We start from the raw sequence: 23,094 nt of genomic DNA, 5'->3' as shown, positions 1-23,094 counted from the left end.
TAGAGGATTGAGTAGAATGAATAATAAAGGGATCCGACATAACATTATTGCTGGAATGCTTATGGGCGCTGCAATGATAGCGGCACCGAGTGCTTGGTCGGAACAATATGCCGCCAATTTTAAAGGCACTGACATTCAAGAATTTATTAATATTGTCGGTAAAAACCTCAATAAAACCATTATTGTAGACCCAACAGTACGTGGCAAAATTAATGTCCGTAGTTACGATTTACTTAATGATGATCAATATTACCAATTCTTCCTTAACGTACTTCAAGTGTATGGTTATGCAGTGGTTGAAATGGAAAACCACGTCATTAAAGTCATTAAAGACAAAGACGCCAAAATGGCTTCTATTCGTGTCGCCGATGACAAAGCACCTGGTGTTGGTGACGAAATGGTCACCCGAATTGTTCCTTTATACAATTCTGAAGCGAAACAACTTGCTCCATTACTTCGCCAGTTAAATGATAATGCTGGTGGCGGTAACGTTGTTAACTATGACCAATCAAACGTGTTAATGATTTCTGGTCGTGCAGCGGTAGTGAACAAATTGGTAGAGATTGTCCGCCGAGTTGATAAGCAAGGCGACACCGACGTACAAGTCGTGGCCTTAGATTATGCCTCTGCAGGAGAAATTGTTCGCATAGTCGATACCTTATATCGCTCAAGTGCTAACCAATCACAGCTGCCTGGCCAAGCACCTAAAGTGGTGGCTGATGAACGCATGAATGCGGTTATTGTCAGTGGCGATGAAAAAAGCCGTCAACGTGTAATCGAACTCATTAAACGACTTGATGCCGAACAGGCGAGTACGGGTAACACCAAGGTACGTTATTTACGTTACGCCAAAGCTGAAGACTTGGTTGAAGTATTAACCGGATTTGCACAAAACTTACAAGATAATAAAGAGGGTGCCAGTACTCAGCAAGGCAACTCAAGTAAGCGTCGTAGTGATATCAATATTATGGCCCACAGCGACACTAACTCACTGGTCATTAGTGCTGAACCAGATCAACTGCGTACCATTGAAAGCGTCATTAATCAGCTTGATATTCGCCGCGCACAAGTGCTCGTTGAAGCCATTATTGTTGAAATCGCTGAAGGCGATAACGTCGGTTTCGGAGTGCAATGGGGCAGCGAAGCGGGTGGCTTAACGCAGTTTAACAACATTGGCCCAACCATTGGTGAAGTCGGTGCCGGTGTGTGGTCTGCACGCGAAACTGATGGCACTACAGTAACAGTAGGCAATTCAGATGGCGGCTCTACTACCACCACCAATCCAACCTCTGATGGGGATTACACTTTAATCGCGCAAGCATTAGGTAAAGTGAATGGTATGGCGTGGGGCGTGACCACAGGTAACTTTGCGGCGTTAATCCAAGCTGTGTCGAGTGATACAAATTCAAACGTACTAGCAACACCGTCTATTACCACACTAGATAATCAAGAAGCGTCGTTTATTGTTGGTGATGAAGTGCCGATTATTACCGGTTCAACTTCAAGCTCTAACAATGATAATCCATTCCAAACGGTAGAACGTAAGGAAGTCGGAGTTAAGCTAAAAGTGGTACCGCAAATTAACGAAGGTTCGTCAGTTAAATTAACTATCGAACAAGAAGTGTCGGGTGTTAATGGTAACACTGGTGTCGACATCAGTTTCTCTACTCGTCGTTTAACGACCACGGTTATGGCAGATTCTGGCCAAATTGTAGTGCTGGGTGGATTAATTAACGAAGAAGTACAAGAAAGTATTCAAAAAGTCCCAATTCTTGGCGATATTCCTTTTATAGGTCATTTATTCAAGTCCTCTTCTAGTAAGAAAACGAAAAAGAATTTAATGATTTTTATTAAGCCCACCATTATTCGTGACGGTATGACAATGGAAGGGATTGCCGGTCGTAAATATAATTATTTCAGAGCATTACAGCTGGAACAACAAGCTCGTGGTATTAATTTAATGCCAAATACTCAAGTCCCGGTTCTTGAAGAATGGGATCAAGAGGCTTACTTGCCAGATGACGTGAATGACATGCTTGATCGCTATAAAAGCGGCAAAGGGCTGAGCACCGATATACGTGATTCAGATCCAGCCTTGCGCACTATCGATGAAAACATGCAAAAGGACAAGGCTCAAAACAATGACTGATAGCGTGATGACAGAACCATTAGCCCAAGTATCTAGTGAAGTTGCCATGGAAGTTGTTGAAGGTGATGAGGTTTTTCATTCGACGAGTAAAGAGCGCTTGCCGTTTGCCTTCTCGCACCGCTTTCAATTGGTGTTAGCGAAAGAAAACGAGCAGCTTTGTCTCTTCTACACTGATAACACACCGCTTAGTGCCATGTTAGAAGTACGACGCTACTCGGGTGTTGAGTTACCGTTAATTAAGCTAGAAGTGGCAAAGTTTGAAGCTAAACTGACGCAAGCATATCAAGCTAATTCTTCAGAAGCCCAACAGCTTATGGAAGATATTGGTAACGAAATGGACTTGTTTACCCTAGCTGAAGAACTGCCACAAACGGAAGACTTGCTTGAAGGCGATGATGACGCGCCGATTATTAAGTTAATTAATGCGCTGTTATCGGAAGCGATTAAAGAAGAAGCCTCAGATATTCACGTCGAAACCTACGAGAAACAATTAATTGTTCGTTTCCGTATTGATGGCGTGTTGAAAGAAGTATTAAAGCCAAATCGTAAATTATCGTCTTTATTGGTGTCGCGTATTAAAGTGATGGCACGTTTGGACATCGCCGAAAAACGCCTACCACAAGATGGGCGTATTTCGTTACGTATTGCGGGTCGCGCTGTCGATGTGCGGGTATCAACTATGCCATCAAGTCATGGTGAGCGTGTGGTAATGCGTTTATTAGATAAAAATACCGGCAACTTAGACTTACAACAACTGGGTATGACACCTGGCATTCGTGAAAAATTCGATGAATTAATTCGTAAGCCACACGGCATTATTCTTGTAACAGGGCCGACAGGTTCTGGTAAAAGTACTACCTTGTATGCCGGGTTAACGGAAATCAATTCTAAAGATACCAATATTTTAACCGTTGAAGATCCTATTGAATATGAGTTAGAAGGCGTTGGTCAAACTCAGGTAAACACTAAGGTCGACATGACTTTTGCGCGTGGATTACGCGCAATTTTACGTCAAGATCCCGATGTGGTGATGATTGGTGAAATTCGTGATTTGGAAACGGCGCAAATTGCAGTGCAAGCATCATTAACCGGTCACTTAGTGATTTCAACCTTACATACCAATACCGCATCAGGGGCAATAACCCGCTTGCAAGACATGGGCGTAGAACCCTTTTTAGTGTCATCAAGTTTGCTTGGCGTGCTTGCACAACGCTTAATTCGGACATTGTGCCCACAGTGTAAAGAAGCACATGAGCCTGATGAGCGTGAACGCGAGTTGCTGGGTATTACCGCAAACGACACACGTATTATTTATCGCGCTAAAGGTTGTAAGGCCTGTGGTCAAAATGGTTATCGTGGTCGAACAGGTATTCATGAGTTACTTACCGTTGATGACAATGTCCGTGAGTTAATTCATGGAGGCAGGGGCGAATTAGCCATTGAAAAATATGTACGTAAATCGATTCCAAGTATTCGTCATGACGGCATGAGTAAAGTACTCACAGGTGTGACAACGCTAGAAGAAGTATTGCGCGTTACGCGCGAGGAGTAATCAATGGCGGCGTTTGAATACAAAGCCCTTGATAGTAAAGGCAAGCAACAAAAAGGTGTGATAGAAGCTGATACTGCGCGTCATGCAAGAAGCCAGCTGCGTGAGCAGCGCCTTATGCCGCTAGAACTTCAGCCTGTCAGTGAGAAAGAGGCCCGTTCACAGCGTGGCGGTTTTAATTTAGCCTCCCTATTTAAAAAGCGTATTTCTGTTGCCGAATTGGCATTGATCACGCGCCAAATAGCGACATTAGTGGCCGCAGGCTTACCCATTGAAGAAGCGTTAAAAGCGGTGGGGCAACAGTCTGAGAAAGATCGCTTAGGTAGCATGATTATGGCGGTGCGTTCTCGGGTGGTTGAAGGTTACAGCTTAGCTGACTCAATGGCCGAATTTCCGCATGTGTTTGATGACTTATACCGCGCAATGGTAGCCTCGGGTGAGAAATCAGGCCATTTAGAAGTGGTGCTTAATCGACTTGCCGATTATACCGAGCGTCGTCAGCAACTCAAATCCAAGCTTACTCAAGCAATGATTTACCCTATTGTATTAACCGTGGTCGCTATTGGTGTTATTGCGGTGTTATTGGCAGCTGTGGTGCCAAAGGTTGTTGGGCAGTTTGAGCACATGGGCCAAGAATTACCTGGCACAACTCAGTTCTTGATTCTCGCCTCTGATTTTGTACAACATTGGGGGGTTGTGGTCGTACTGCTTATCTTTGCTGCTATGGTGATGTTTCAGCGACTGCTGACTAATCCGATTATGCGGATGAAATATGACACAGCCCTTTTGAAAATGCCCGTTATTGGCAAAGTAAGTAAAGGGCTGAATACCGCCCGATTTGCGCGAACATTAAGTATTTTGTCAGCCAGCTCGGTACCATTACTTGATGGGATGCGTATTGCCAGCGAAGTTTTACAAAATGTTAAGGTGCGTGCTGCTGTTGATGAGGCTACGGCGCGAGTCCGTGAGGGAACTAGTTTAGGCACGGCGTTGACTAATACTAAGTTATTCCCGGCAATGATGTTGTATATGATTGCATCGGGTGAAAAAAGTGGCCAGCTAGAAAACATGCTAGAACGCGCAGCAGACAACCAAGACCGAGAGTTTGAGTCGAACGTTAATATTGCATTAGGAGTATTTGAACCCATGCTAGTCGTGAGTATGGCATCGGTTGTATTATTTATTGTAATGGCCATTTTACAGCCTATTTTAGAGTTAAATAACTTGATCAGCGGTTAGGTTTGAAGTTATGGATTTTTGTAGGGTAAGCGTAAACCAAGATTTATAGCTGATTTTACGCATGAATATATAGACAATTTTTAGAGGAAGTAATTAATGCAACATAATAATAAACAACGTGGTTTCACCTTACTCGAAGTAATGGTGGTGATTGTTATTTTAGGTATTTTAGCGTCAATGGTTGTGCCCAATTTGATGGGTAACAAGGACAAAGCCGATCAACAAAAAGCGGTATCAGATATTGTGGCGTTAGAAAATGCATTGGATATGTATAAGTTAGATAACAGTATTTATCCAACCACAGAACAAGGTCTCGATGCGTTGGTGCAAAAGCCTAACTCGTCACCAGAGCCACGTAATTTCCGTGAAGGTGGGTATGTTAAGCGTTTACCACAAGATCCATGGCGCAGTGACTATTTACTATTAAGCCCTGGTGAAAATGGTAAAATTGACATCTTCAGCGCAGGACCAGATGGACAACCAGGTTCTGAAGATGATATCGGAAGCTGGAATTTACAAGATTTCCAATAAGATGATTCATCATCGTCAAGCCGGTTTCACTTTATTAGAGGTGTTAATTGTGGCATTGCTAATGGGTTTGGTTGCCTCTGCGGTAACCATGTCTATTAGTGTTGCTGGGCCGGAACAAATGCTCAAAAAACAGGCGCAACGTTTTATGACTGCAACTGAAATGGTGCTTGATGAAAGCGTATTAAGCGGTCAGTTTATTGGCATTGTGATTGACGAAGATCAATATCAGTTTGTGTTTTATAAAGAAGGCAAATGGATGCCAGTTGATCAAGACCGGCTATTATCGGCCAAAAAAATGGATGCCGGTATTACTTTAGATATTGTGATCGATGGCATGCCATTAGTTCAAGAAGACGAGCAAAATGAATCTTGGTTTGATGAACCTTTTATCGACGAAGAGAGCGAAGAAGAAAAAAAGAAACATCCTGAACCGCAAATTTTATTGTTTCCCAGCGGAGAAATGACTCCCTTTGAGTTGGGTTTTAATACGATTAATGACGACCGTCAGCCAGTCAATGTGCTGGTTGTGGGTGACGCGTTAGGCCGTTTAACATTAGGGCGTGTAGATGAATAAACTCACATCACATCGACGCCCTCAATACGGGAAAGTTAACCGCTCAGGTATTAACAACTTAGGTATTAGTCGCTCATTTGTTAGTCACTCTGGCGTTAAAAGCTTACGCGGTAAGAATCGTGGTATGACCTTACTTGAGGTTATCGTTGCTCTAGCTGTGTTTTCCATTGCAGCAGTATCGGTTACCAAAAGTTTGGGTGAACAAATGGCGAACATGCCCATTTTAGAGGAACGAACGTTAGCGCAATGGGTAGCCAGTAATCAAATGGTCGACGTGCGTTTACCTGGTACCTTTCCTGATATAGGCCAAAAAACGGGTCAGTCAGAACTTGCTGGCCGTGAATGGTATTGGCGCCAAGAAGTGATTAAAACCACCGATGATAAATTTAGAATGATCCGTATTAGCGTCAGTGACGACGACAAATTTAAACGCGTAGTGGCTCAGGTAAGCAGTTATGTCCATAACAAAGCCTAGGTATTTCAGCGGCTTTACCTTACTCGAAATGCTTATCGCGATTGCGATTTTTGCCATGTTGGGTATCGCGGCAAACTCAGTATTGTCGACGGTAATGAAAAATGATGAAGTGACCAAAGAGTTTGCTACTCGGCTTAAGTCATTACAGCAAGGTTTTGGTGCGTTAGAACGTGATTTGGGCCAAATGGTAGCGCGTAGCCCTAGATTATTTGAAGGTGATCGTGGCAGCCGTTTTTTTCAGGCTGGCGATAATATCCTCGACTCTGAAACCGAAGCACTGGTATTTTACCGTTTGGGCTGGTTAAACCCCGATGGCATGTTACCTAGAGGCAGCCTGCAATCGGTTGCCTATGTGGTTCAAAATGGCCGTCTTGAGCGTTGGTATTATCCTTATCCTGAACCTGTATCAGGTGCTGAGCCATTAAAAAGCATGGTTATTGACCATGTGCTGTCAATTGAGTATTCGTTTTATATGGATGATAAATGGCAGAAGCAAGTTGATGGAACCGTGATGCCAAAAGGGATTGCGATGGAAATAGAATTAGAAGGTTTGGGTAAAATTCAGCGTCGTTTTTTACTGCCTAAAGGTGCACCAGCAACTAAGTCTGACAAAGACAGTGGCAACAACCGTAACGGTTCAAATAGTAAAGATGAAAATGAAACCGATGATGGGAAATCCTCATAATGGGCGGCCAAAAGCAACGCGGGGTTGCATTAATAGTAGTGATGCTAATTGTTGCTATGGTGGTGATTATTGCCACCAACATTAGTAGTCGCAATCAGCTTTCAATGCGTCGAACGCTTAATTTAGCCCAATACGACCAGGCTTATTGGTATGCCCTTTCTGCTGAAGAGCTGGCGATGAAAGTGCTCAAGCAAGATTTTGAAGATTCAGAAGGAACCGTACATTTACAACAGTATTGGGCCTTGGCCAATGTGGCTTTTCCAGCTGAATACGGTGAAATTGTCGGTGAAATACAAGATATGCGATCATGCTTTAATGTTAATGCCGTCGGTCAAGCATCGAATGAAATTGAAAATGGTCAGCCCAAAATGACCGTCGCAGCTATACAGTTTCAATCGCTGTTGATCAGTTTAGGCGTTGATGAGTTTGGCGCCGAGCAATTAACGTCAACCCTTAAAGATTATATCGACGAAGATACGTTATCGGGCCCATATGGTGCTGAAGATGCCGAATATGAATCGCGTAATGTGCCATATCGTGCGGCCAATACCTTGATGCAGCATCGCAGTGAGTTACGTGCAGTGTTAGGGTTCAACCAAGATGTTTACCTGAATCTTTTACCTTATGTATGTGCAATACCTGGTGAAGACAGTCAGCTATTAAATGTAAATACCATTAAGGTTGAGCAAGCAGCTTTACTGACAGCAATGTTAGAAAATAAAATATCAGTCGGCGAAGCTGAAAATGTTATTAACAATCGTCCAGCGGATGGATATGAAAAAATCGAAGAGTTTTGGGAAGGTTCATCACTCAGTGGTATAAAGATTGAAGCAAATGTAAAGTCGAGTTTTGTGGTTGATAGTCAGTACTTCTTATTGAAGGCTGGTGCCAAAGTCGATACTGCAATATTTCGAATGGATAGTGTCCTGAAGCGTAATGGTAAAGATTTAGATGTGCTCACCCGTCAGTATGGTGGCCAACAATAATAACAAATTCATTGCGTAACAATGCGTATTGAGATCGGTGGAGAATAAACAGTGTCTGAACGGCTATTTATCCGGTTAGGAAAATCATCAGAACACCCATGTTCGTGGCTAGTATGGTCAGAACAAGAGCAAGAGATCATCGCTTCTGGTGAATTATCTGATGCCGCCAGTCTCAGCACTTTAGCTGAGCGTGCGGGTAATCGTCCTGTTGATGTACTTGTGCCTGCGGCCAACATGACATTGACACAAATCATGTTGCCCGAAAAAGGTCAACGCCAAGCATTAAAGGCGTTGCCATACATGTTAGAGGAATCATTAGCGACGAATGTAGACAATATGCATTTTGTTGTTGGGCCTCGTGAAGGTGAGCAGCTTAATGTGGCTGCGGTGGCGCATGAGCAAATGCAAATATGGCTTGAATGGCTCCATCATGCAGGCTTAAAAGTAAAACGTATCGTGCCAGATTGTTTAGCGTTGCCGTTAGAGCAATGTCGCTGGGCGGCAATGAGTGTTGGTAGTGAGTATTTAATCCGAACGTCTGAAGGTGGCGGCGTTAGCGTGCCTAAAGCATGGTCTGCATTTGCACTTCCACACCTATTAACAGCTGCAAAACCTAATGATAATGAGTCAATTAGTGTTGCAAGCTACAGTGACGATATTGTATTTGAAGGCGTGGAAATTAATAACAAGCCACTCGATTTACCTATGATGGTATTAGCAAAAGGCATTTTGAACGCCCCAATCAATTTGCTAAGTGGCATTTATAAACCTAAGCATGAATACAGTAAGCAGTTACTCACCTGGAAAAATACTGCGATTGTAGTGATGATTGCGATTGTTTTAGCCTTAGCGAATAAAGGCATCGCCATTCATCAACTGAATAACCAGACCGCAGGGCTGCAAGCTCAAAGCGAAATGATTTTTAAACAAGCTGTACCGGGTGTAAACCGTATTGTTAATATGCGCTCACAAATGGGCAGTGAATTACGCAGTATGCAAGGCCAAGGTGGCGGTGCAGTATTTTTTGAAATGCTAGATGGTTTAAAGCCAGCGTTTAGTAAGGTGCCAGAACTTAAACCGAACACTTTGCGTTACGAAGCCAATCGTAATGAGCTACGAATGCAAGTGACAGCAAAAACGTACGGCCAAATAGATACATTTAAAGAGCTTGTTAGCAAAGACTATCTTCTCGAAGGTGGTGCCATGAACAGTAGCGAAGAAAGCGTTACCAGTACGCTGACGTTAAGGAATAAATAACATGGAAAACATGCGTAGTTGGTGGCAAGGTTTAGCCATTAGAGAACAACAACTTGTTGGTTTTTGTGCTGCAGTATTGGCGATAGGCATCATTTATTGGGGCATTTGGACACCGATATCGAATGCTCAAGAAACTGCCCAACGTGATAACAGCGCAGCGCAGCAAACGTTAAATTATGTTAAACAAACCGCCAATAAAATAGCGGGTCTGAAACAAGCGGGTGCGCAAGCTAAAGTTCGTGGCAGTTTAAGTTCTTTGGTAAATCAAACAGCTGGACAATATAAGTTAGAGATCACTCGCATGCAGCCGCAAGACGATAAAATTCAGCTATGGATGGATGACGTGCCATTTGATGCGTTACTGGGTTACTTGCATGACTTAGTAGAGCAAAAGGGCTTAACGTTAGACAGCGTAGATCTAACCGAATCAGACGTTGCTGGCTTTGTAAAAGTAAGACGTATTCAGCTTTCTCAGTAAGGATTTTTTGTGAGCTTATTTTCAAAAATAGTCATTGGCGTCATTATTTACCTCGCGTTTTTATTGGTTTATTTACCGGCGAACTGGTTAGTCAGTATCGCTCCGTTACCTAATAATGTGGTTATCACAGGTGCTGAAGGTACACTTTGGCAAGGAAAGGCGGCGTTAATTACCATTGATCAACGCCAAATAGAACACGTTAGTTGGCAGTTAAGTCCATGGGGATTACTGCTTGGTAAAGCCGATATCGATTTTAATATCGGTAATCGAGCTACGGCTGTTAGTGGTAAAGGTAGTGTGAGTTGGTCGTTATCTGGGCTGACTGCCAAAAATATTCGCCTTGATTTACCTGATAGTTTTTTACTAGCGGGCGCCCGTTTACCTTTTAAAACGCAAATTGATGGCGATGTGAGCTTAATGGTTGCAGTGCTAGAGCAAGGTAAACCATGGTGTACACAATTAAACGGTAAATTATTTTTAAATAATACTAACGTTAAAAATCAATATGGCGTGTACCCTTTAGGTAACATTTCATTGGGGCTCAGTTGCCTTGATGGGCAATTACAAATTGCCACTGATGAAACCCAAAACGTATTAGGTTTAACGGGAACTGTTATTTTAGGCGAGTCAAACTTGGTTAAAGTGAGTGCTAAAATTAAACCTACCGATGCCCAACCTAAAGATTTACGTGATTCGTTATCCTTTTTAGGTCGACAAGACAGCCAAGGGTATTACCCTATTAACTATCAAGGCGTTGTGCCTGGCTTGTAAAATCGGTTGATATTTGAATAACTAATGCCTTGATATCACTATCAAGGCATTTTTATATCGGCAATAATTTATCGAATAACCTCAACAGCTACCTTATTAACTATGTTCAGACATCAACCGCTATTTAACGATCAATCACTACTTGAATCGTTTATATAGTGATATTGCTTATACCGATTGAAGTGCCAATGATAGTGGGTGGTAATCTGTAATCGCTGGGAAGTCGGTAAATTCAATATGAGGCTTTTGGCTATCGGGGTTTTTAATCCCGAGTTGATAACCTATGCCAGCCTTTTTCGATGCCGCTAATATCACTTCGCTGTCATCAATAAATAAACACCGTGACGGATCTAAGTTGAACTTAGTCAGTGCATACTGCCAAAATTGCGGATGTTCTTTGGGATAACCGCTTTCATGGCTCGATAACATTTCATCTAAACCATGGCCTAAATTGGTATGAGTTAACTTAAGCGCTAAGCTTTGTGGGTGAGCATTAGTAAACAAAATGCGTTGTTTACTTGCCCCTGCTAATGCCTGTAAAAAAGGCATGCTGTCTTGGCGAAGTTTAATTCTATCAGCCGATGCATGGTGTAATGCCAAAATATCGAGTTGTAAATAGCGTTGCCAGTAATCAAGACTATACCAATCTAAGGTGCCAACGACATCATAGTAAGCTTGTTTAACGAGTGTATTGGCTTCATCCAAACTTATTTGACGCTGCATGCTTAATTGTTGTGGCACTAAATGTAACCAAAAGTGGTTATCAAAATGCAGATCAAGCAAGGTACCATCCATGTCGAGCAGCACTGTATCTATTTTATACCAAGGAAACATGTAAATTCCGGTTGTAGAATATACCCATAATAGTAAGATTGTACCCTGTATATATTAATTCGTCACACGAGGCTTCAATGACACAGCGGCATAAAAAGCCGGAAATCCTGCATACCGAAATTGTTGCCAAAAGCAGACTGTTTCAAATCGAGCAGGTACACCTTAAGTTTTCTAATGGCGTAGAGCGTCAATATGAAAGAATGAAGGGCGGTAGCAGAGGGGCGGTGATGATCGTGCCTATTCATCAAGGTAATTTATTATTAGCGAGTGAATACGCCGCTGGCACTGATCATTATGAACTCGGTTTTCCGAAAGGGTTGATAGATCCAGGCGAAACGGCAGTTGAAGCCGCTAATCGAGAGCTCCAAGAAGAAATAGGTTTTGGCAGTTATCAATTGACCTATCTAAAAGAGCTATCGCTTGCGCCAGGCTACTTTTCCAGCAAAATGCATATTTTTGTTGCTGAAAAACTGTACCCTAGCCGTTTAGAAGGGGATGAGCCTGAACCAATAGACGTGATCCCTTGGCCATTATCTGATTGGCAGTTATTACTCGAGAATGTTGATTTTTCAGAATCTCGAAGTGTTAGTGCGCTTTTTTTAACTCAGCAATATCTCAATACACCAACAGATAATCTTACACGTGAAGTCAACGCCGTAAAATAGGTTATTCACAAGTAGTATTGAGTTAGTCATTGAACAGCAACATCGAATAGGCAATAGCCTTATTTATTGATGTCCTTGTGAGGTCATCCTTATCGAATCCAGCAATTGGAGTAATAATGAAGCCAGAAGATGTAATTGAGCAAGTTATAGACATCGCAACGGAAGCTGGGCAAAAAATTCGTGATATTTACCTTAAAGGTAACTTCAAACGCGAAATTAAGTCCGACAATACCCCTGTCACGTCTGCCGATTTAGCCGCGCACGATATTATTTGCCGTCAGTTAGCTGAACTCACGCCCGACATTCCTATTTTAAGTGAGGAAGCTGCAGATATTCCACTAAGTGTGCGTGAAACATGGAAACGCTATTGGCTAGTCGATCCATTAGATGGCACGGGTGAGTTTATTGCTGGCAGTGGTGATTTTTCAGTGATCATTGCTTTAGTTGAACATAACCGTCCTATCATGGGAGTGGTTTATGTGCCGATGACTAAGGTGTGTTATTACGCAATAGCCGGGCTAGGTGCTTATAAGCGTGATGGTAAGAACGAGATACGTATCACCAGTAAACAATTAACCGGTGATGAACCAGAGCATTTACGTTTAGCCGTCAGTCGTCGTCAAGATCCGCAATCGGTTTTAAAGTTACTCAATAAACCCAATCATTGTGAGTTAGTGGTGATGGGTGGTGCAGCATTAAAAAGTTGTTTGGTGGCCGAAGGACGTGCTGATTGCTATGTCCGTTTAGGACCCACTGGTGAATGGGATACTGGTGCTGCGCAGATTATTATTGAAGAAGCAGGTGGTGCACTGATTGATATTAATTTACAGCCTATGACCTACAATGAGCGTGAAACACTCGAAAACCCAAATTTTATTGTGGTAGGCAGTGCTAACCTCCCGTGGGATATATTGTTAACTAATTAATTTGTTTATATTTTAATGGACATAAATTAATATTTTGGATGTGTTGCTTTTTCGAACAGAGATTAATTTATTAATCATATGATGGCAATGACATGAGTAACGATATGGCAACAGTAGCCACTAGAAACCATCAACACTATATCGTGCATCGTGGTTAAATAACGATGGCAGTGTGCAGTTTTATCCGTTAATAACAGTGAGTCTTGAACTACTGTGACCAGATTTATGTTGATTTCAATACTGAATTTGGTGAGATACACATAAAAATGCCCTCATCATGAGGGCATTTTTGCTTAAATGACTTATGACTTATGACTATCTAACCATTGATGTATCGCTTTTCTGTCACCTTGAAAGATAACTCTGTCCTGTTTCTTTTCAAGTTGATACAGATACATCGGGTCATAATAAATATCGAGTAACAGGCTTATCCAGTCTAAATGCTTACTGGTATCATTTTGGCTTTGTTGTACGTTAAGCGCATTATCAACCAAGTCCTGCAATTCTTGATGTTGCTTACCGCCTAAGCGTTTACGAATGCCCAATAAACTTTGAGTCAAATATGCTTTAAATGCATCGAAACCCGCTTGCTCACCTAATCCAGATACATAATCAGCCAGTTTTTGCTCAACATAGTCATTTAATAAACGCGGTAAACGCGCGTCTAATGGCTCGTCGAGTACGATAATATCAGCTTGTTGCATGGCGCTGTAAAAATGCTTTGGCAGGGCTGAACGACCAATTAGCATACTTTCATCTTCTAACAGCAAATGGTTATGTTGCTGTTGTTGATGCTGCAGCAATGCCACGGCTAAATTATTTTCGAAGTTGATTTGACTGGGTTGCGGATCGATATTTTTGCCAAAGCTCGACCCTTTATGGTTGGCAAGGCCTTCAAGGTCGACTGATTCATTCCGTTGATGGATAACTTCCGTTTTACCACTACCTGTTATGCCACTTAAAATCAGCACTTTAGATTGGCTTGGCGCTTGCTCGATAGTATTAATTAAAAAACTACGTATGGCTTTATAACCCCCTTCAATATAAGGGATGTTCATGCCTGATTCTTTAATCCATTGCTGTGATAGCTTTGAGCGCAAACCGCCACGAAAACAATATAAATAGCTGTCAGGATGTTGTGACAATTGAGTAAGCCAAGCATCTATACGTTGCTGTTTAATTTTACCTTTCACCAGCTCATGACCTAATGCTATAGCAGCCTCTTGGCCACGTCTTTTATAGCATGTGCCCACTTTTTCGCGTTCACCATCTTGCATTAATGGTAAATTAATCGAGTGGCCAAAAGCACCTTTAATGAATTCGATAGGCGCTCTTACGTCAATTAATGGACGGTTTTCTAATAGAAGTCTGCCATATTCTGAGCTGGGGATGACCTCGCTCATTAGTTTAATTCCACAAGGATATCGTGTCCGTCAGCGCGTGGCTCATAAGTATTGAGCATACCGATACAAATAGCGTCAATTCCATTGGCTTCTAATAGTGTTTTAAGTTCCTGTTCAGCCTCTGCACTCACGGCAACTAATAGTCCTCCACTGGTTTGTGGATCGCAAATAATCGCTTTCTGGTCATCTGTTAATGGCGGCAAATGTTCGCTATAACTGTCAAAATTGCGATGGGTACCGCCTGGAATACAACCTTGAGCGAGGTAATCACTGACTTTAGGGAGTAAAGGGACTTGGGATAAAACGATATTAGCTTTAAGTTGTGCACCTTGGCAGACTTCAATTAAGTGACCCGCTAGTCCAAATCCTGTGACGTCCGTTAATGCATTAACCCCAGTAATTTTAGCGATATCAATACCTATCGTGTTGAGCTGACACATCGCATTTGGGGCAATTTGACTGTCTTCATCACGCAGCTTTTTCTGTTTCTGTGCTGTAGTCAGAATGCCAATACCAATTGGTTTGGTGAGATATAGACGATCATTCGCTTTGGCAGTGTTGTTCTGTTTTACTCGCTCAAGCGGGATTTGCCCTGTAACCGCTAAACCAAAAATAGGTTCAGGCGCATCAATACTGTGACCTCCAGCCAACATAATACCTGCATCGGCACAAGCTTGGCGTCCGCCATCAACCACTTGCTGTGCCACTTCTGGTGGCAATACATTAACCGGCCAGCCTAAAATGGCAATAGCCATAATTGGCGTGCCGCCCATGGCATAAATATCGCTGATGGCATTGGTTGCGGCAATTCTTCCAAAGGTAAATGGATCATCTACAATGGGCATAAAAAAGTCGGTGGTACTGATAATGCCGGTTTGCTCATTGAGTTTATAAACTGCAGCATCGTCACGGGTTTGATTACCGACTAATAAATTGGGGTCAGTAAACACGGGGAGTTGTGACGCAAGAATGGTGCTTAAGACTTTAGGAGAGATCTTACAGCCGCAGCCTGCGCCATGGCTATATTCTGTTAGTTTTATATCGGTATGAGGCATGGTTATGTTTCTGTCGCTGGCTTATTGATGAGCAATTATAATGTTTCTCAAGGATTATTTCTTGGTTATTCGCGGTTTATCAAACCTAGTCGTGTATTTTTAATTAAAAAAATAATTATTATGAACGTTGTTTTTTATTTTGTTTGCTGTTAATTTATCAACTTAATAAGGTGCATATCATTTTTAGGTTGGTATTGTGGCGAGACGAAAAGAGCATACGCATGAACAGATCCGCCATATGGCTATTAGTGCTGTGGTTGAGCATTTACAATGCCATGGTGTCGATAACCTAAGTTTGCGAAAAGTTGCAACCACCATTGGTTACGTGCCAAGCACGTTAATCAATATTTTTGGTAGTTACCAATATTTATTACTCGCGGTATCTGAACAAACATTGTTACAGCTAGCTGCGCAGTTACAGTTAATTAAACCGACCAGGCCAAAACAAACCATTGAGCAAATGGCAATCGTTTATAGTCAGTTTGCTTTAGCTAATCGACGCTGTTTCCGATTGGTATTTGAATTAACAATGACAGATGACCAGCCTTTACCTGCAGCTCACCTCGGGTTGATTAAGTCATTATTTTCTGATGTTGAGTCCCAACTAAGTCAATACTTTCCTTCTGCATGTGAGCAAGAGGTGGAAATGATGAGCCGCGTACTTTGGGGGGGAATACATGGGTTAACGTGTTTGTCATTGGATGGAAAACTATTTGAGACACAATCCTGTTTACAAGACATGTTGACGAGTCATGTAAACAGTTATATTGATGGAATGAGCATAAAAAGGAATTCAAATGCTGCTAACTAAACGATTTTTTCCCTATTTTGCGACCTTATGTCTAGGGGCGCTTAATGACAATTTTTATAAAAATGTGTTGCTCTTACTGGTAACGTACAGCCAATTAAATGCATTACCGATTGACGTTAACTTGTTTGTTAATTTGGCCGCTGGCGTATTCATTTTACCTTTTTTCTTGTTTTCTGCTCATGCTGGTATCGTGGCTGACAATATGAATAAGGCAAAATTGATTCGACGGTTAAAGTTGTTAGAGCTGATTATCATGTCAACAGCGGCTATCGCGATTATCAGTCAGAGTTATATGGTGATGTTGCTGCTGCTATTTTTAACCGGCAGCCAGTCTGCATACTTTGGCCCAGTAAAATACTCATTATTACCTCAAGCCCTAAGCGAAGCAGAGTTAGTAAAAGGTAATGCTCTGGTTGAAATGGGCACTTTTTTGTCGATTCTTGTCGGTACCCTAAGCGCCGGTTTGGTGGTGTCTAATGAAAATGGTTTAACGTGGGCTGCAATCATTGTCTGTGTGTTGGCTATTTGTGGTTATCTTGCCAGCCGTGCGATTCCTTCATTGCCTGCCCAAGGTGATTTAAACCCTAGTAAATTTTCGTTATTTTCTGGTACTTGGCGTTGTATTAATAAAGCGCGACAAACCAAGACTATTTGGATGGCCATTCTCGCCATTAGCTGGTTTTGGTTCTTGGGTGCCACCTATTTAACTCAATTCCCTAACTTTGCCAAGCTGCACTTACATGCCGATGCCACCGTCGTGTCATTGTTACTGGCGCTATTTTCTGTCGGTATTGCGGTTGGGTCATACGTGTGTGAGCGTTTTTCGTTTGGGCATGTTGAGTTAGGCTTATTACCATTTGGGGTCTTGGGCTTAAGCGTATTTAGTTTTGACATGATAGCGGCTATTCCGCTAGAGCTTGTTGAGCCAGGTTTTGTGTATAGCTTCGAGTCATTTATCGCTAACGCGCAGCATTATCGTGTGATGATCGATTTGTTTCTTGTCGGCCTAAGTGGCGGGATATTCATTGTGCCTCTGTATGCGTTTATTCAAACTCGTGCAGAAAAACAAGAATGTGCTCAAGCTATTGCGGCGAATAACATCATTAATGCCTTCTTTATGGTGGGCTCTGCAGTATTATCGATAGTGTTGCTTGGGGTATTTCAATGGAGTATCCCTGAATTATTTATGCTTGTCGGGGTGCTTAATTTGGTTGTGCTGTTATATGTCTACTCACAAGTGCCAGAGTTTACTCAACGCTTTATCAGTTATTTGCTGAGCCATGTTATGTATCGGGTGAATGTACATGGTAGAGAACATATTCCGGCACAAGGGGCAGGAATTATTGTCAGTAATCATGTGAGTTACGTTGATGCGTTAGTCATTATGGGCGCATCGACTCGACCTATTCGGTTTGTAATGGATAAGTCGATTAGCGAAATTCCATTATTAAAGTACTTGTTTCGGCACGCTGGCGTTATCCCAATCTGTTCACCGAAGAAGTGCGAGTCGACATATCTAAATGCATTCGAACAGATACACCAAGCATTAGCTAATGATGAGTTAGTGTGTATTTTTCCGGAAGGGAAGTTAACTCCAAACGGTGAAATTGGTGAGTTTAGGCCTGGTATTGACAAAATTTTACAACGGGATCCTGTGACAGTAATACCGTTAGCGTTAACAGGGTTATGGGGATCTTACTTTAGCCATAAAAGTGGGCATGCACTGACCACTTTGCCTAAACGTTTCTGGTCTAAAGTATCGGTGAGTATTGCACCTTCAGTTGACGGAGCTACGACCAATTGCAAAGCGTTACAGCAACAGGTGACTCAGCAATTTAATTAGCTCATGATGTACTAGTGAAGCTGCTCAAAACAAAAAAGGTCACGCGTGGGCGTGACCTTTTAAATGATTAAGCATTAGCTTTACTGTGCGTAGGCAGCTGTTAGGCTTTTCCAATTACGTTGTTGTTCAAGAAATTGGTTACGCAATAATTGCACTTGTTGCTTCAGATTGTGATCTGTAAGTTGCTTACGCTTCGCCTCTAACAAACTCTTTTTGGCTTGATAATAGTCAACTAAGTGTTGCTTCATCAGCTCATACTCTGCTTGAAACTTTTCTATAATTTCATCGCAGTTAGGTAAGTGAGCAACCTGATTCTGAGCTTGTAAAAGTTGCATCTGCAAACGTGCACTTTCAATACGTTCTTGTGGCACTTTACGTAAATCACTCGCTAAACCAAACCAGTTCATCAGTTTGATTAACCATTTGGTTGGATCGTAGTCCCACCATTTGATGCCATTGCGATAATCGTTTTCAAAAATATGATGGAAGTTGTGATAGCCCTCACCGTATGTAAGTAACGCTAAAAATGCATTATCTCGGGCTGAGTTTTTATCTGTGTACGGTTGTTTACCCCAAATATGGGCTAATGAGTTAATAAAGAAAGTACAGTGATGCACTACCACTAAGCGTAATAAACCTGCCATAAGTACCATTGATAAAATATCGCCATTTAGCCAGCCTATAAATGCCGGTAAACCAATATTCATTAAGATCACTAAGGCTAAGTAGTGCTTGTGCTGCCACATAACGATACGATCGTTTTGTAAGTCGCGCACGTTGTTGTAGTCACTGTAACGACTCGCTTGATACTCGCGCAGCATCCAACCTATGTGGCTGTACCAAAATCCCATTTGAGCTGAGTACGGGTCTTTATCATTATTATCAACATGTTTGTGATGAATGCGGTGATCACTACACCAATGTAATGCGCTATTCTGTAGCGCCAATGCCCCGCCTAGTGCGTATAAAAAACGAACTGAAGAGTGAGCTTTATAGGCTTTGTGTGACCATAATCTGTGGTAACCCGCAGTAATCGATAGACCACTTGCGTAAGCGAAAACAACAAATGCAATCCATTCAATGCCATCAAAGCCATGGGTAAAACCACGCCAAGGGATTAATACCACCGCGCCGATAAAAGTAATGGCAAATAACAAGGTATTAAGCCAAATGATTGGAGGTTTTTTCATTTAGTAGGGTTCCAATAATAGGTTTAAATAAGTTGAGCGTACAATTGTACGCTAATTTTACTTAGGGAACTAGTCATGGTCAACTTTAACAGTGCTGTGTTTCTGTTTTAAAAACGGTATTATCGGTGAATTAATATTGACTGAATGGATTAGTAAATGGGTGTTAGAGCACAACAAAAGGAAAAAACCCGCCGTGCATTAGTGGATGCTGCATTTAATCAACTCAGTGCTGAACGCAGTTTTTCCAGTCTAAGCTTACGTGAAGTTGCTCGTGAAGCTGGTATTGCACCCACATCATTCTATCGCCATTTTAAAGACATGAACGAACTTGGCTTGACCATGGTCGATGAAGGTGGATTAACCTTACGTCAAATGATGCGTAAAGGTCGTCAACGTGCAGAAGCCGGTGGGAGTGTGATCCGTATTTCTGTCGACACGTTTATGGAAGTATTGGAGTCAAACCCGAACGTATTTCGAATACTACTTCACGAACGTTCAGGTACCTCAGCGGCATTTAGAGCCGCAGTTGAGCGCGAAATTGAACATTTTATTTCTGAACTTGCTCATTACACCGAGGCCCAGGCAAATCGTACTCCTGTGTTAGCGCGTGCTCAAGCTGAAGCATTAGTTATTTTAGTCTTTAATGCCGGAGCATCAGCGTTGGATTCCAAGCGTAGTGAGCGTAAGTCATTAGCCGATCAGTTAGTACTACAACTGCGTATGGTGGCTACAGGCGCTGAAGCGTTACAGCATAAAATTGACAACCGTGCTTAATTTATCGCGATTATAACCAAACAGGGCGCTAATCATTAGCGCCCTGTTTGTTCGTTAAGCTGTATTACTTACGTTCTAGTAATACTCCTGATTCCATATGATCGGTATATGGGAATTGGTCAAATAGCGCAAAGCGAGTTATTTTATGTGTTTGACCTAAGGTTAACAAATTGTCATTCAGTGTTTCTGGATTACATGAAATATACAAAATCCGCTCGTAACCTTGGATAAGCTTTAATGTTTCAGGATCAATGCCTGCACGAGGCGGGTCAACAAAGATAGTATTGCAATCGTAACTGTCTAAGTCGATGCCTTCTAAACGTCTAAATTGACGCTTTTTCGCCATGGCATCACTAAAGTCTTCAGCTGACATGCGAATAATTTGAACATTATCAACGTGATTAATATCTATGTTGTATTGCGCAGCATCAACTGAAGGCTTGGCCAGCTCTGTTGCTAATACACGATTGAAGTTTTGCGCCAATGCAATCGTAAAATTACCATTACCACAGTACAACTCTAGTAAATCACCCTGACTGTTTTTAGTTGCATCAATAGCCCACTCCAGCATTTTTACAGAGACTTTCGCATTAGGCTGAGTAAAACTGTTTTCAATTTGCTTGTAATGCAATACCTGTTCATTAACCGTTAAGGTCTCAACAACGAAATCTTTGTCTAAATCGATTTTTTGCTTACGCGCACGACCTATAATGTTGACATTGAATTGAGCAGATAACTTTGCTTTTAATAGAGTCGCGTGTTCACGCCACTCTTCATCGAGCTGGCGGTGGTACAACAAAGACACTAAAATTTCGCCGCTTAATGTCGACAAGAAATCTACTTGAAACAATCGATAACGCAATGCAGGATTAGGTGTTAACTCTGCTATTAATGCGGCCATCATTTGATTAATAATCAAACCAGCGGGTAAATATTGATCGCAACGCACTTTTGCATTCAGTGCTTTATCAAACATGTAGTAATATAAGTCATCATCTTGATGCCACATTCTAAATTCAGCACGCATACGATAATGCATAGGCTCAGAAGCAAAGACTTCAAGCGCCGGTGGATTGAAATCGGCAAAGGCCTGTTCTAGCTTGATGCGCTTTCGTTGTAATTGTGCATCGTAGTTTTTAGGATCCATTGCAGCTAAATTCATATCGTCCACCTAATACTGTAAAAAAGGGCGCAAATATTATACTAAATGACGCTGATGTCTAGTATTACGCACCTAAGTATAAAGTGGCCCGACGATTAATGCTGAGCATATACATATTTGGAGACCATATTGTCTGGACCTATTTTAGTGTTTGATTCTGGTATCGGCGGATTGTCGGTAATGAACCAAATTAGAAAACAGTTACCACAACATGATTATTGTTACTTATTTGACAATGCACGCTTACCTTATGGCAACTTATCAGAGCAAGAGTTAATAACTGGATGTGTTGCACTTATTACTCATCATGCACGACGTTTGAACGCCAGTATTGTGGTGGTTGCCTGTAATACCGCCAGTACTTTGGTATTGCCTCTATTACGCCAGCAATTAACCATTCCTATCGTGGGAGTTGTTCCTGCTATTAAACCTGCAGCCATGTTATCGAAGAAAAAGCACATTGGTTTATTGGCTACGCCTGGGACAGTGAAACGAGATTACACTCAAGCATTAATCAATCAGTTTGCCGGAAACTGTAAGGTTGAATTATTTGGGACTTCAGATTTAGTGTTACTTGCGGAGCAGTATGTAGCTCAACAGCCAATCGATATGGATAAGCTAAACGATATCTTAGCACCCATCGCGGCAACTAATATTGATGTACTGGTGCTGGGCTGTACTCATTTCCCAATGATAGCGACAGAAATAAGTCATTATCTTGGCGAAGGAGTAACACTATTAGATTCAGGGGAGGCGGTAGCAAAACGGGTAAGGTTTTTACTGAGTAAAGAAAGTAATGGCAATAAGCAATTACAAGCATGTTATACCAAAGATATTAGCCAAGGGCTTAAAGCAACATTAGTCGATTATGGTTTTAGTGATTTTTCGCTGGTAACCATAACCGACTAACAACACTATTAATTTACTATAGTGCTAAGAACCTAGTTCAATAACGATTAGCTATTTTCCGAATCAGATTCTTGTGATTTGGCTTCTCTTACCTTTAACGTGCGCTCTTGAAAGCTATAGTCGTTTAATTTCGACATTGCTTTTTGTGCGCCCGCTTCAGACATCTCAACAAATCCAAATCCTTTGCGACGTCCAGTTTTACGGTCTCGTACTAAACGAACTGAGTTAACAGGCCCGTACTCACCAAACAATGCCTTTACTTCTCCCTCATGAACACGATAAGGCAAGTTGCCAACATATAGTGTCATTGTAGGACCAACATAAGGTTCGTCAGAAGAGCTTGAACCACTTGTTGGTATAAAGGTGAAAATTAACGTCGCAACGACTACACCAGCAATAAACGCTACCGAAGATGATGTGCCGCCAAACTGAGAAAAAACAAAAGCGCCAAGAAGCGCCGCAATCAAAACAATCACGAATGATTTCTGCATAAAATAATCTCTAATGAATATAAAAATGATAAATAACTGTTAAATACTATTACATACTAATTAAAAATTACCAGATAAACCAGACCACTGTTGAAAAATTGAGCTCAAAAGCGACTTAAATATCAAAAACAAGTAATTTACTAATTAGCCAAAGGTGGTTATTTAATCAAAAAAGCTAAAAAAAGAACGATCTGCATAAAAGTTCAACGCTCGAAACATATCTTGAATAAAAGCGCTTGCACTAAATCTTAAGCTGCCTATAATGCGCATCCACTGACACGGCATACAGCGAAAGCGAAAACCGGTTAGCGTTATTAACAACTACTTAGTGGTGTTG

General features: G+C 41.7%; 23 protein-coding genes. 17 read left to right on the top strand and 6 right to left on the bottom strand.

All coding sequences use genetic code 11. The features are described from left to right. Positions 1-16: 16 nt before the first annotated feature. The 11 genes from gspD to CXF88_RS13835 all read left to right on the top strand — a co-directional run bounded on the left by gspD (position 17) and on the right by CXF88_RS13835 (position 10,694). On the top strand, positions 17-2,149 hold the full coding sequence (gene gspD / locus CXF88_RS13885; RefSeq protein WP_101087411.1) for a type II secretion system secretin GspD: 2,133 nt from the start codon (positions 17-19) through the stop codon (positions 2,147-2,149). Continuing rightward, positions 2,142-3,701: a type II secretion system ATPase GspE gene (gene gspE, locus CXF88_RS13880; protein WP_101087410.1), complete on the top strand. Its 1,560-nt coding sequence runs from the start codon at positions 2,142-2,144 to the stop codon at positions 3,699-3,701. The genes gspD and gspE overlap by 8 nt, the downstream gene beginning before the upstream one ends. A 3-nt stretch (positions 3,702-3,704) precedes the next feature. Then, positions 3,705-4,937, top strand: a complete 1,233-nt coding sequence (gene gspF / locus CXF88_RS13875; protein ID WP_101087409.1) for a type II secretion system inner membrane protein GspF — start codon at positions 3,705-3,707, stop codon at positions 4,935-4,937. 96 nt (positions 4,938-5,033) lie between these two features. Then, complete coding sequence (gspG, locus tag CXF88_RS13870; RefSeq protein WP_059745209.1) at positions 5,034-5,468, top strand: type II secretion system major pseudopilin GspG; 435 nt, start codon at positions 5,034-5,036, stop codon at positions 5,466-5,468. A 1-nt stretch (position 5,469) separates the two neighbouring features. Further along, the gene (gene gspH / locus CXF88_RS13865) at positions 5,470-6,042 is read left to right on the top strand and encodes a type II secretion system minor pseudopilin GspH (protein ID WP_101087408.1); all 573 of its coding nucleotides are present in this window, start codon (positions 5,470-5,472) and stop codon (positions 6,040-6,042) included. A 64-nt stretch (positions 6,043-6,106) separates the two neighbouring features. Next, positions 6,107-6,517 carry a type II secretion system minor pseudopilin GspI gene (gspI, locus tag CXF88_RS13860; RefSeq protein ID WP_277949094.1) on the top strand — a complete coding sequence of 137 codons (411 nt, stop codon included), beginning with the start codon at positions 6,107-6,109 and terminating at the stop codon, positions 6,515-6,517. Continuing rightward, the gene (gspJ, locus tag CXF88_RS13855; protein WP_101087407.1) at positions 6,498-7,202 is read left to right on the top strand and encodes a type II secretion system minor pseudopilin GspJ; all 705 of its coding nucleotides are present in this window, start codon (positions 6,498-6,500) and stop codon (positions 7,200-7,202) included. The genes gspI and gspJ overlap by 20 nt, the downstream gene beginning before the upstream one ends. Further along, a complete protein-coding gene (gene gspK / locus CXF88_RS13850) occupies positions 7,202-8,188 on the top strand; it encodes a type II secretion system minor pseudopilin GspK (RefSeq protein ID WP_101087406.1) in 987 nt (328 codons plus the stop codon). The genes gspJ and gspK overlap by 1 nt, the downstream gene beginning before the upstream one ends. A 51-nt stretch (positions 8,189-8,239) precedes the next feature. Next, entirely contained in the window at positions 8,240-9,445 is a 1,206-nt protein-coding gene (gene gspL / locus CXF88_RS13845) for a type II secretion system protein GspL (protein ID WP_101087405.1), read from the top strand. Between the two features lies 1 nt (position 9,446). Then, complete coding sequence (locus tag CXF88_RS13840) at positions 9,447-9,923, top strand: type II secretion system protein M (protein WP_101087404.1); 477 nt, start codon at positions 9,447-9,449, stop codon at positions 9,921-9,923. A 9-nt stretch (positions 9,924-9,932) separates the two neighbouring features. Beyond that, complete coding sequence (locus CXF88_RS13835) at positions 9,933-10,694, top strand: type II secretion system protein N (protein WP_101087403.1); 762 nt, start codon at positions 9,933-9,935, stop codon at positions 10,692-10,694. Between the two features lie 168 nt (positions 10,695-10,862). Here CXF88_RS13835 and yrfG read toward each other — a convergent pair whose 3' ends face one another. After that, on the bottom strand, positions 10,863-11,528 hold the full coding sequence (gene yrfG / locus CXF88_RS13830) for a GMP/IMP nucleotidase (protein ID WP_101087402.1): 666 nt from the start codon (positions 11,526-11,528) through the stop codon (positions 10,863-10,865). Between the two features lie 77 nt (positions 11,529-11,605). Between yrfG and nudE the strand changes: the two genes are divergently transcribed. Together nudE and cysQ are read left to right on the top strand one after the other, a co-directional pair. After that, positions 11,606-12,193 carry an ADP compounds hydrolase NudE gene (gene nudE / locus CXF88_RS13825; RefSeq protein ID WP_101087401.1) on the top strand — a complete coding sequence of 196 codons (588 nt, stop codon included), beginning with the start codon at positions 11,606-11,608 and terminating at the stop codon, positions 12,191-12,193. 116 nt (positions 12,194-12,309) lie between these two features. After that, positions 12,310-13,119, top strand: a complete 810-nt coding sequence (gene cysQ / locus CXF88_RS13820) for a 3'(2'),5'-bisphosphate nucleotidase CysQ (RefSeq protein ID WP_101087400.1) — start codon at positions 12,310-12,312, stop codon at positions 13,117-13,119. A 302-nt stretch (positions 13,120-13,421) separates the two neighbouring features. On the opposite strand, the gene mnmH is transcribed toward cysQ, so the two are convergent. Together mnmH and selD are read right to left on the bottom strand one after the other, a co-directional pair. Further along, positions 13,422-14,522 (bottom strand): tRNA 2-selenouridine(34) synthase MnmH, encoded by a 1,101-nt coding sequence (mnmH, locus tag CXF88_RS13815; RefSeq protein WP_101087399.1) that lies wholly within the window; start codon positions 14,520-14,522, stop codon positions 13,422-13,424. Further along, positions 14,522-15,577, bottom strand: coding sequence for a selenide, water dikinase SelD (gene selD / locus CXF88_RS13810; protein WP_059745183.1), 1,056 nt, complete (start codon positions 15,575-15,577; stop codon positions 14,522-14,524). Before selD ends, mnmH begins: the two co-directional genes overlap by 1 nt. A gap of 196 nt (positions 15,578-15,773) precedes the next feature. Here selD and CXF88_RS13805 point away from each other — a divergent pair, with 196 nt between their 5' ends. Together CXF88_RS13805 and CXF88_RS13800 are read left to right on the top strand one after the other, a co-directional pair. Beyond that, positions 15,774-16,388, top strand: a complete 615-nt coding sequence (locus tag CXF88_RS13805) for a TetR-like C-terminal domain-containing protein (protein WP_101087398.1) — start codon at positions 15,774-15,776, stop codon at positions 16,386-16,388. Next, the gene (locus CXF88_RS13800) at positions 16,375-18,231 is read left to right on the top strand and encodes an MFS transporter (protein ID WP_101087397.1); all 1,857 of its coding nucleotides are present in this window, start codon (positions 16,375-16,377) and stop codon (positions 18,229-18,231) included. The genes CXF88_RS13805 and CXF88_RS13800 overlap by 14 nt, the downstream gene beginning before the upstream one ends. 80 nt (positions 18,232-18,311) lie before the next feature. Here the strand turns inward: CXF88_RS13800 and CXF88_RS13795 are convergent, their stop codons facing one another. Then, positions 18,312-19,421 (bottom strand): fatty acid desaturase, encoded by a 1,110-nt coding sequence (locus CXF88_RS13795; protein ID WP_101087396.1) that lies wholly within the window; start codon positions 19,419-19,421, stop codon positions 18,312-18,314. Positions 19,422-19,577: 156 nt separating this feature from the next. Here CXF88_RS13795 and fabR point away from each other — a divergent pair, with 156 nt between their 5' ends. Beyond that, on the top strand, positions 19,578-20,195 hold the full coding sequence (fabR, locus tag CXF88_RS13790) for an HTH-type transcriptional repressor FabR (RefSeq protein WP_011635616.1): 618 nt from the start codon (positions 19,578-19,580) through the stop codon (positions 20,193-20,195). Positions 20,196-20,259: 64 nt separating this feature from the next. On the opposite strand, the gene trmA is transcribed toward fabR, so the two are convergent. Beyond that, entirely contained in the window at positions 20,260-21,357 is a 1,098-nt protein-coding gene (gene trmA, locus CXF88_RS13785) for a tRNA (uridine(54)-C5)-methyltransferase TrmA (RefSeq protein ID WP_101087395.1), read from the bottom strand. Between the two features lie 129 nt (positions 21,358-21,486). Between trmA and murI the strand changes: the two genes are divergently transcribed. Continuing rightward, positions 21,487-22,266, top strand: coding sequence for a glutamate racemase (gene murI, locus CXF88_RS13780; protein ID WP_101087394.1), 780 nt, complete (start codon positions 21,487-21,489; stop codon positions 22,264-22,266). 47 nt (positions 22,267-22,313) lie between these two features. Here the strand turns inward: murI and CXF88_RS13775 are convergent, their stop codons facing one another. Continuing rightward, on the bottom strand, positions 22,314-22,757 hold the full coding sequence (locus CXF88_RS13775) for an RNA-binding protein (RefSeq protein WP_101087393.1): 444 nt from the start codon (positions 22,755-22,757) through the stop codon (positions 22,314-22,316). Positions 22,758-23,094: the final 337 nt, after the last annotated feature.

This window comes from Shewanella sp. ALD9 (assembly GCF_002836315.1).
Taxonomy (GTDB): Bacteria; Pseudomonadota; Gammaproteobacteria; order Enterobacterales; family Shewanellaceae; genus Shewanella.
The sequence above is the reverse complement of the archived record's forward strand: the minus strand, read 5'-3'. Positions and strand labels throughout refer to the sequence as shown.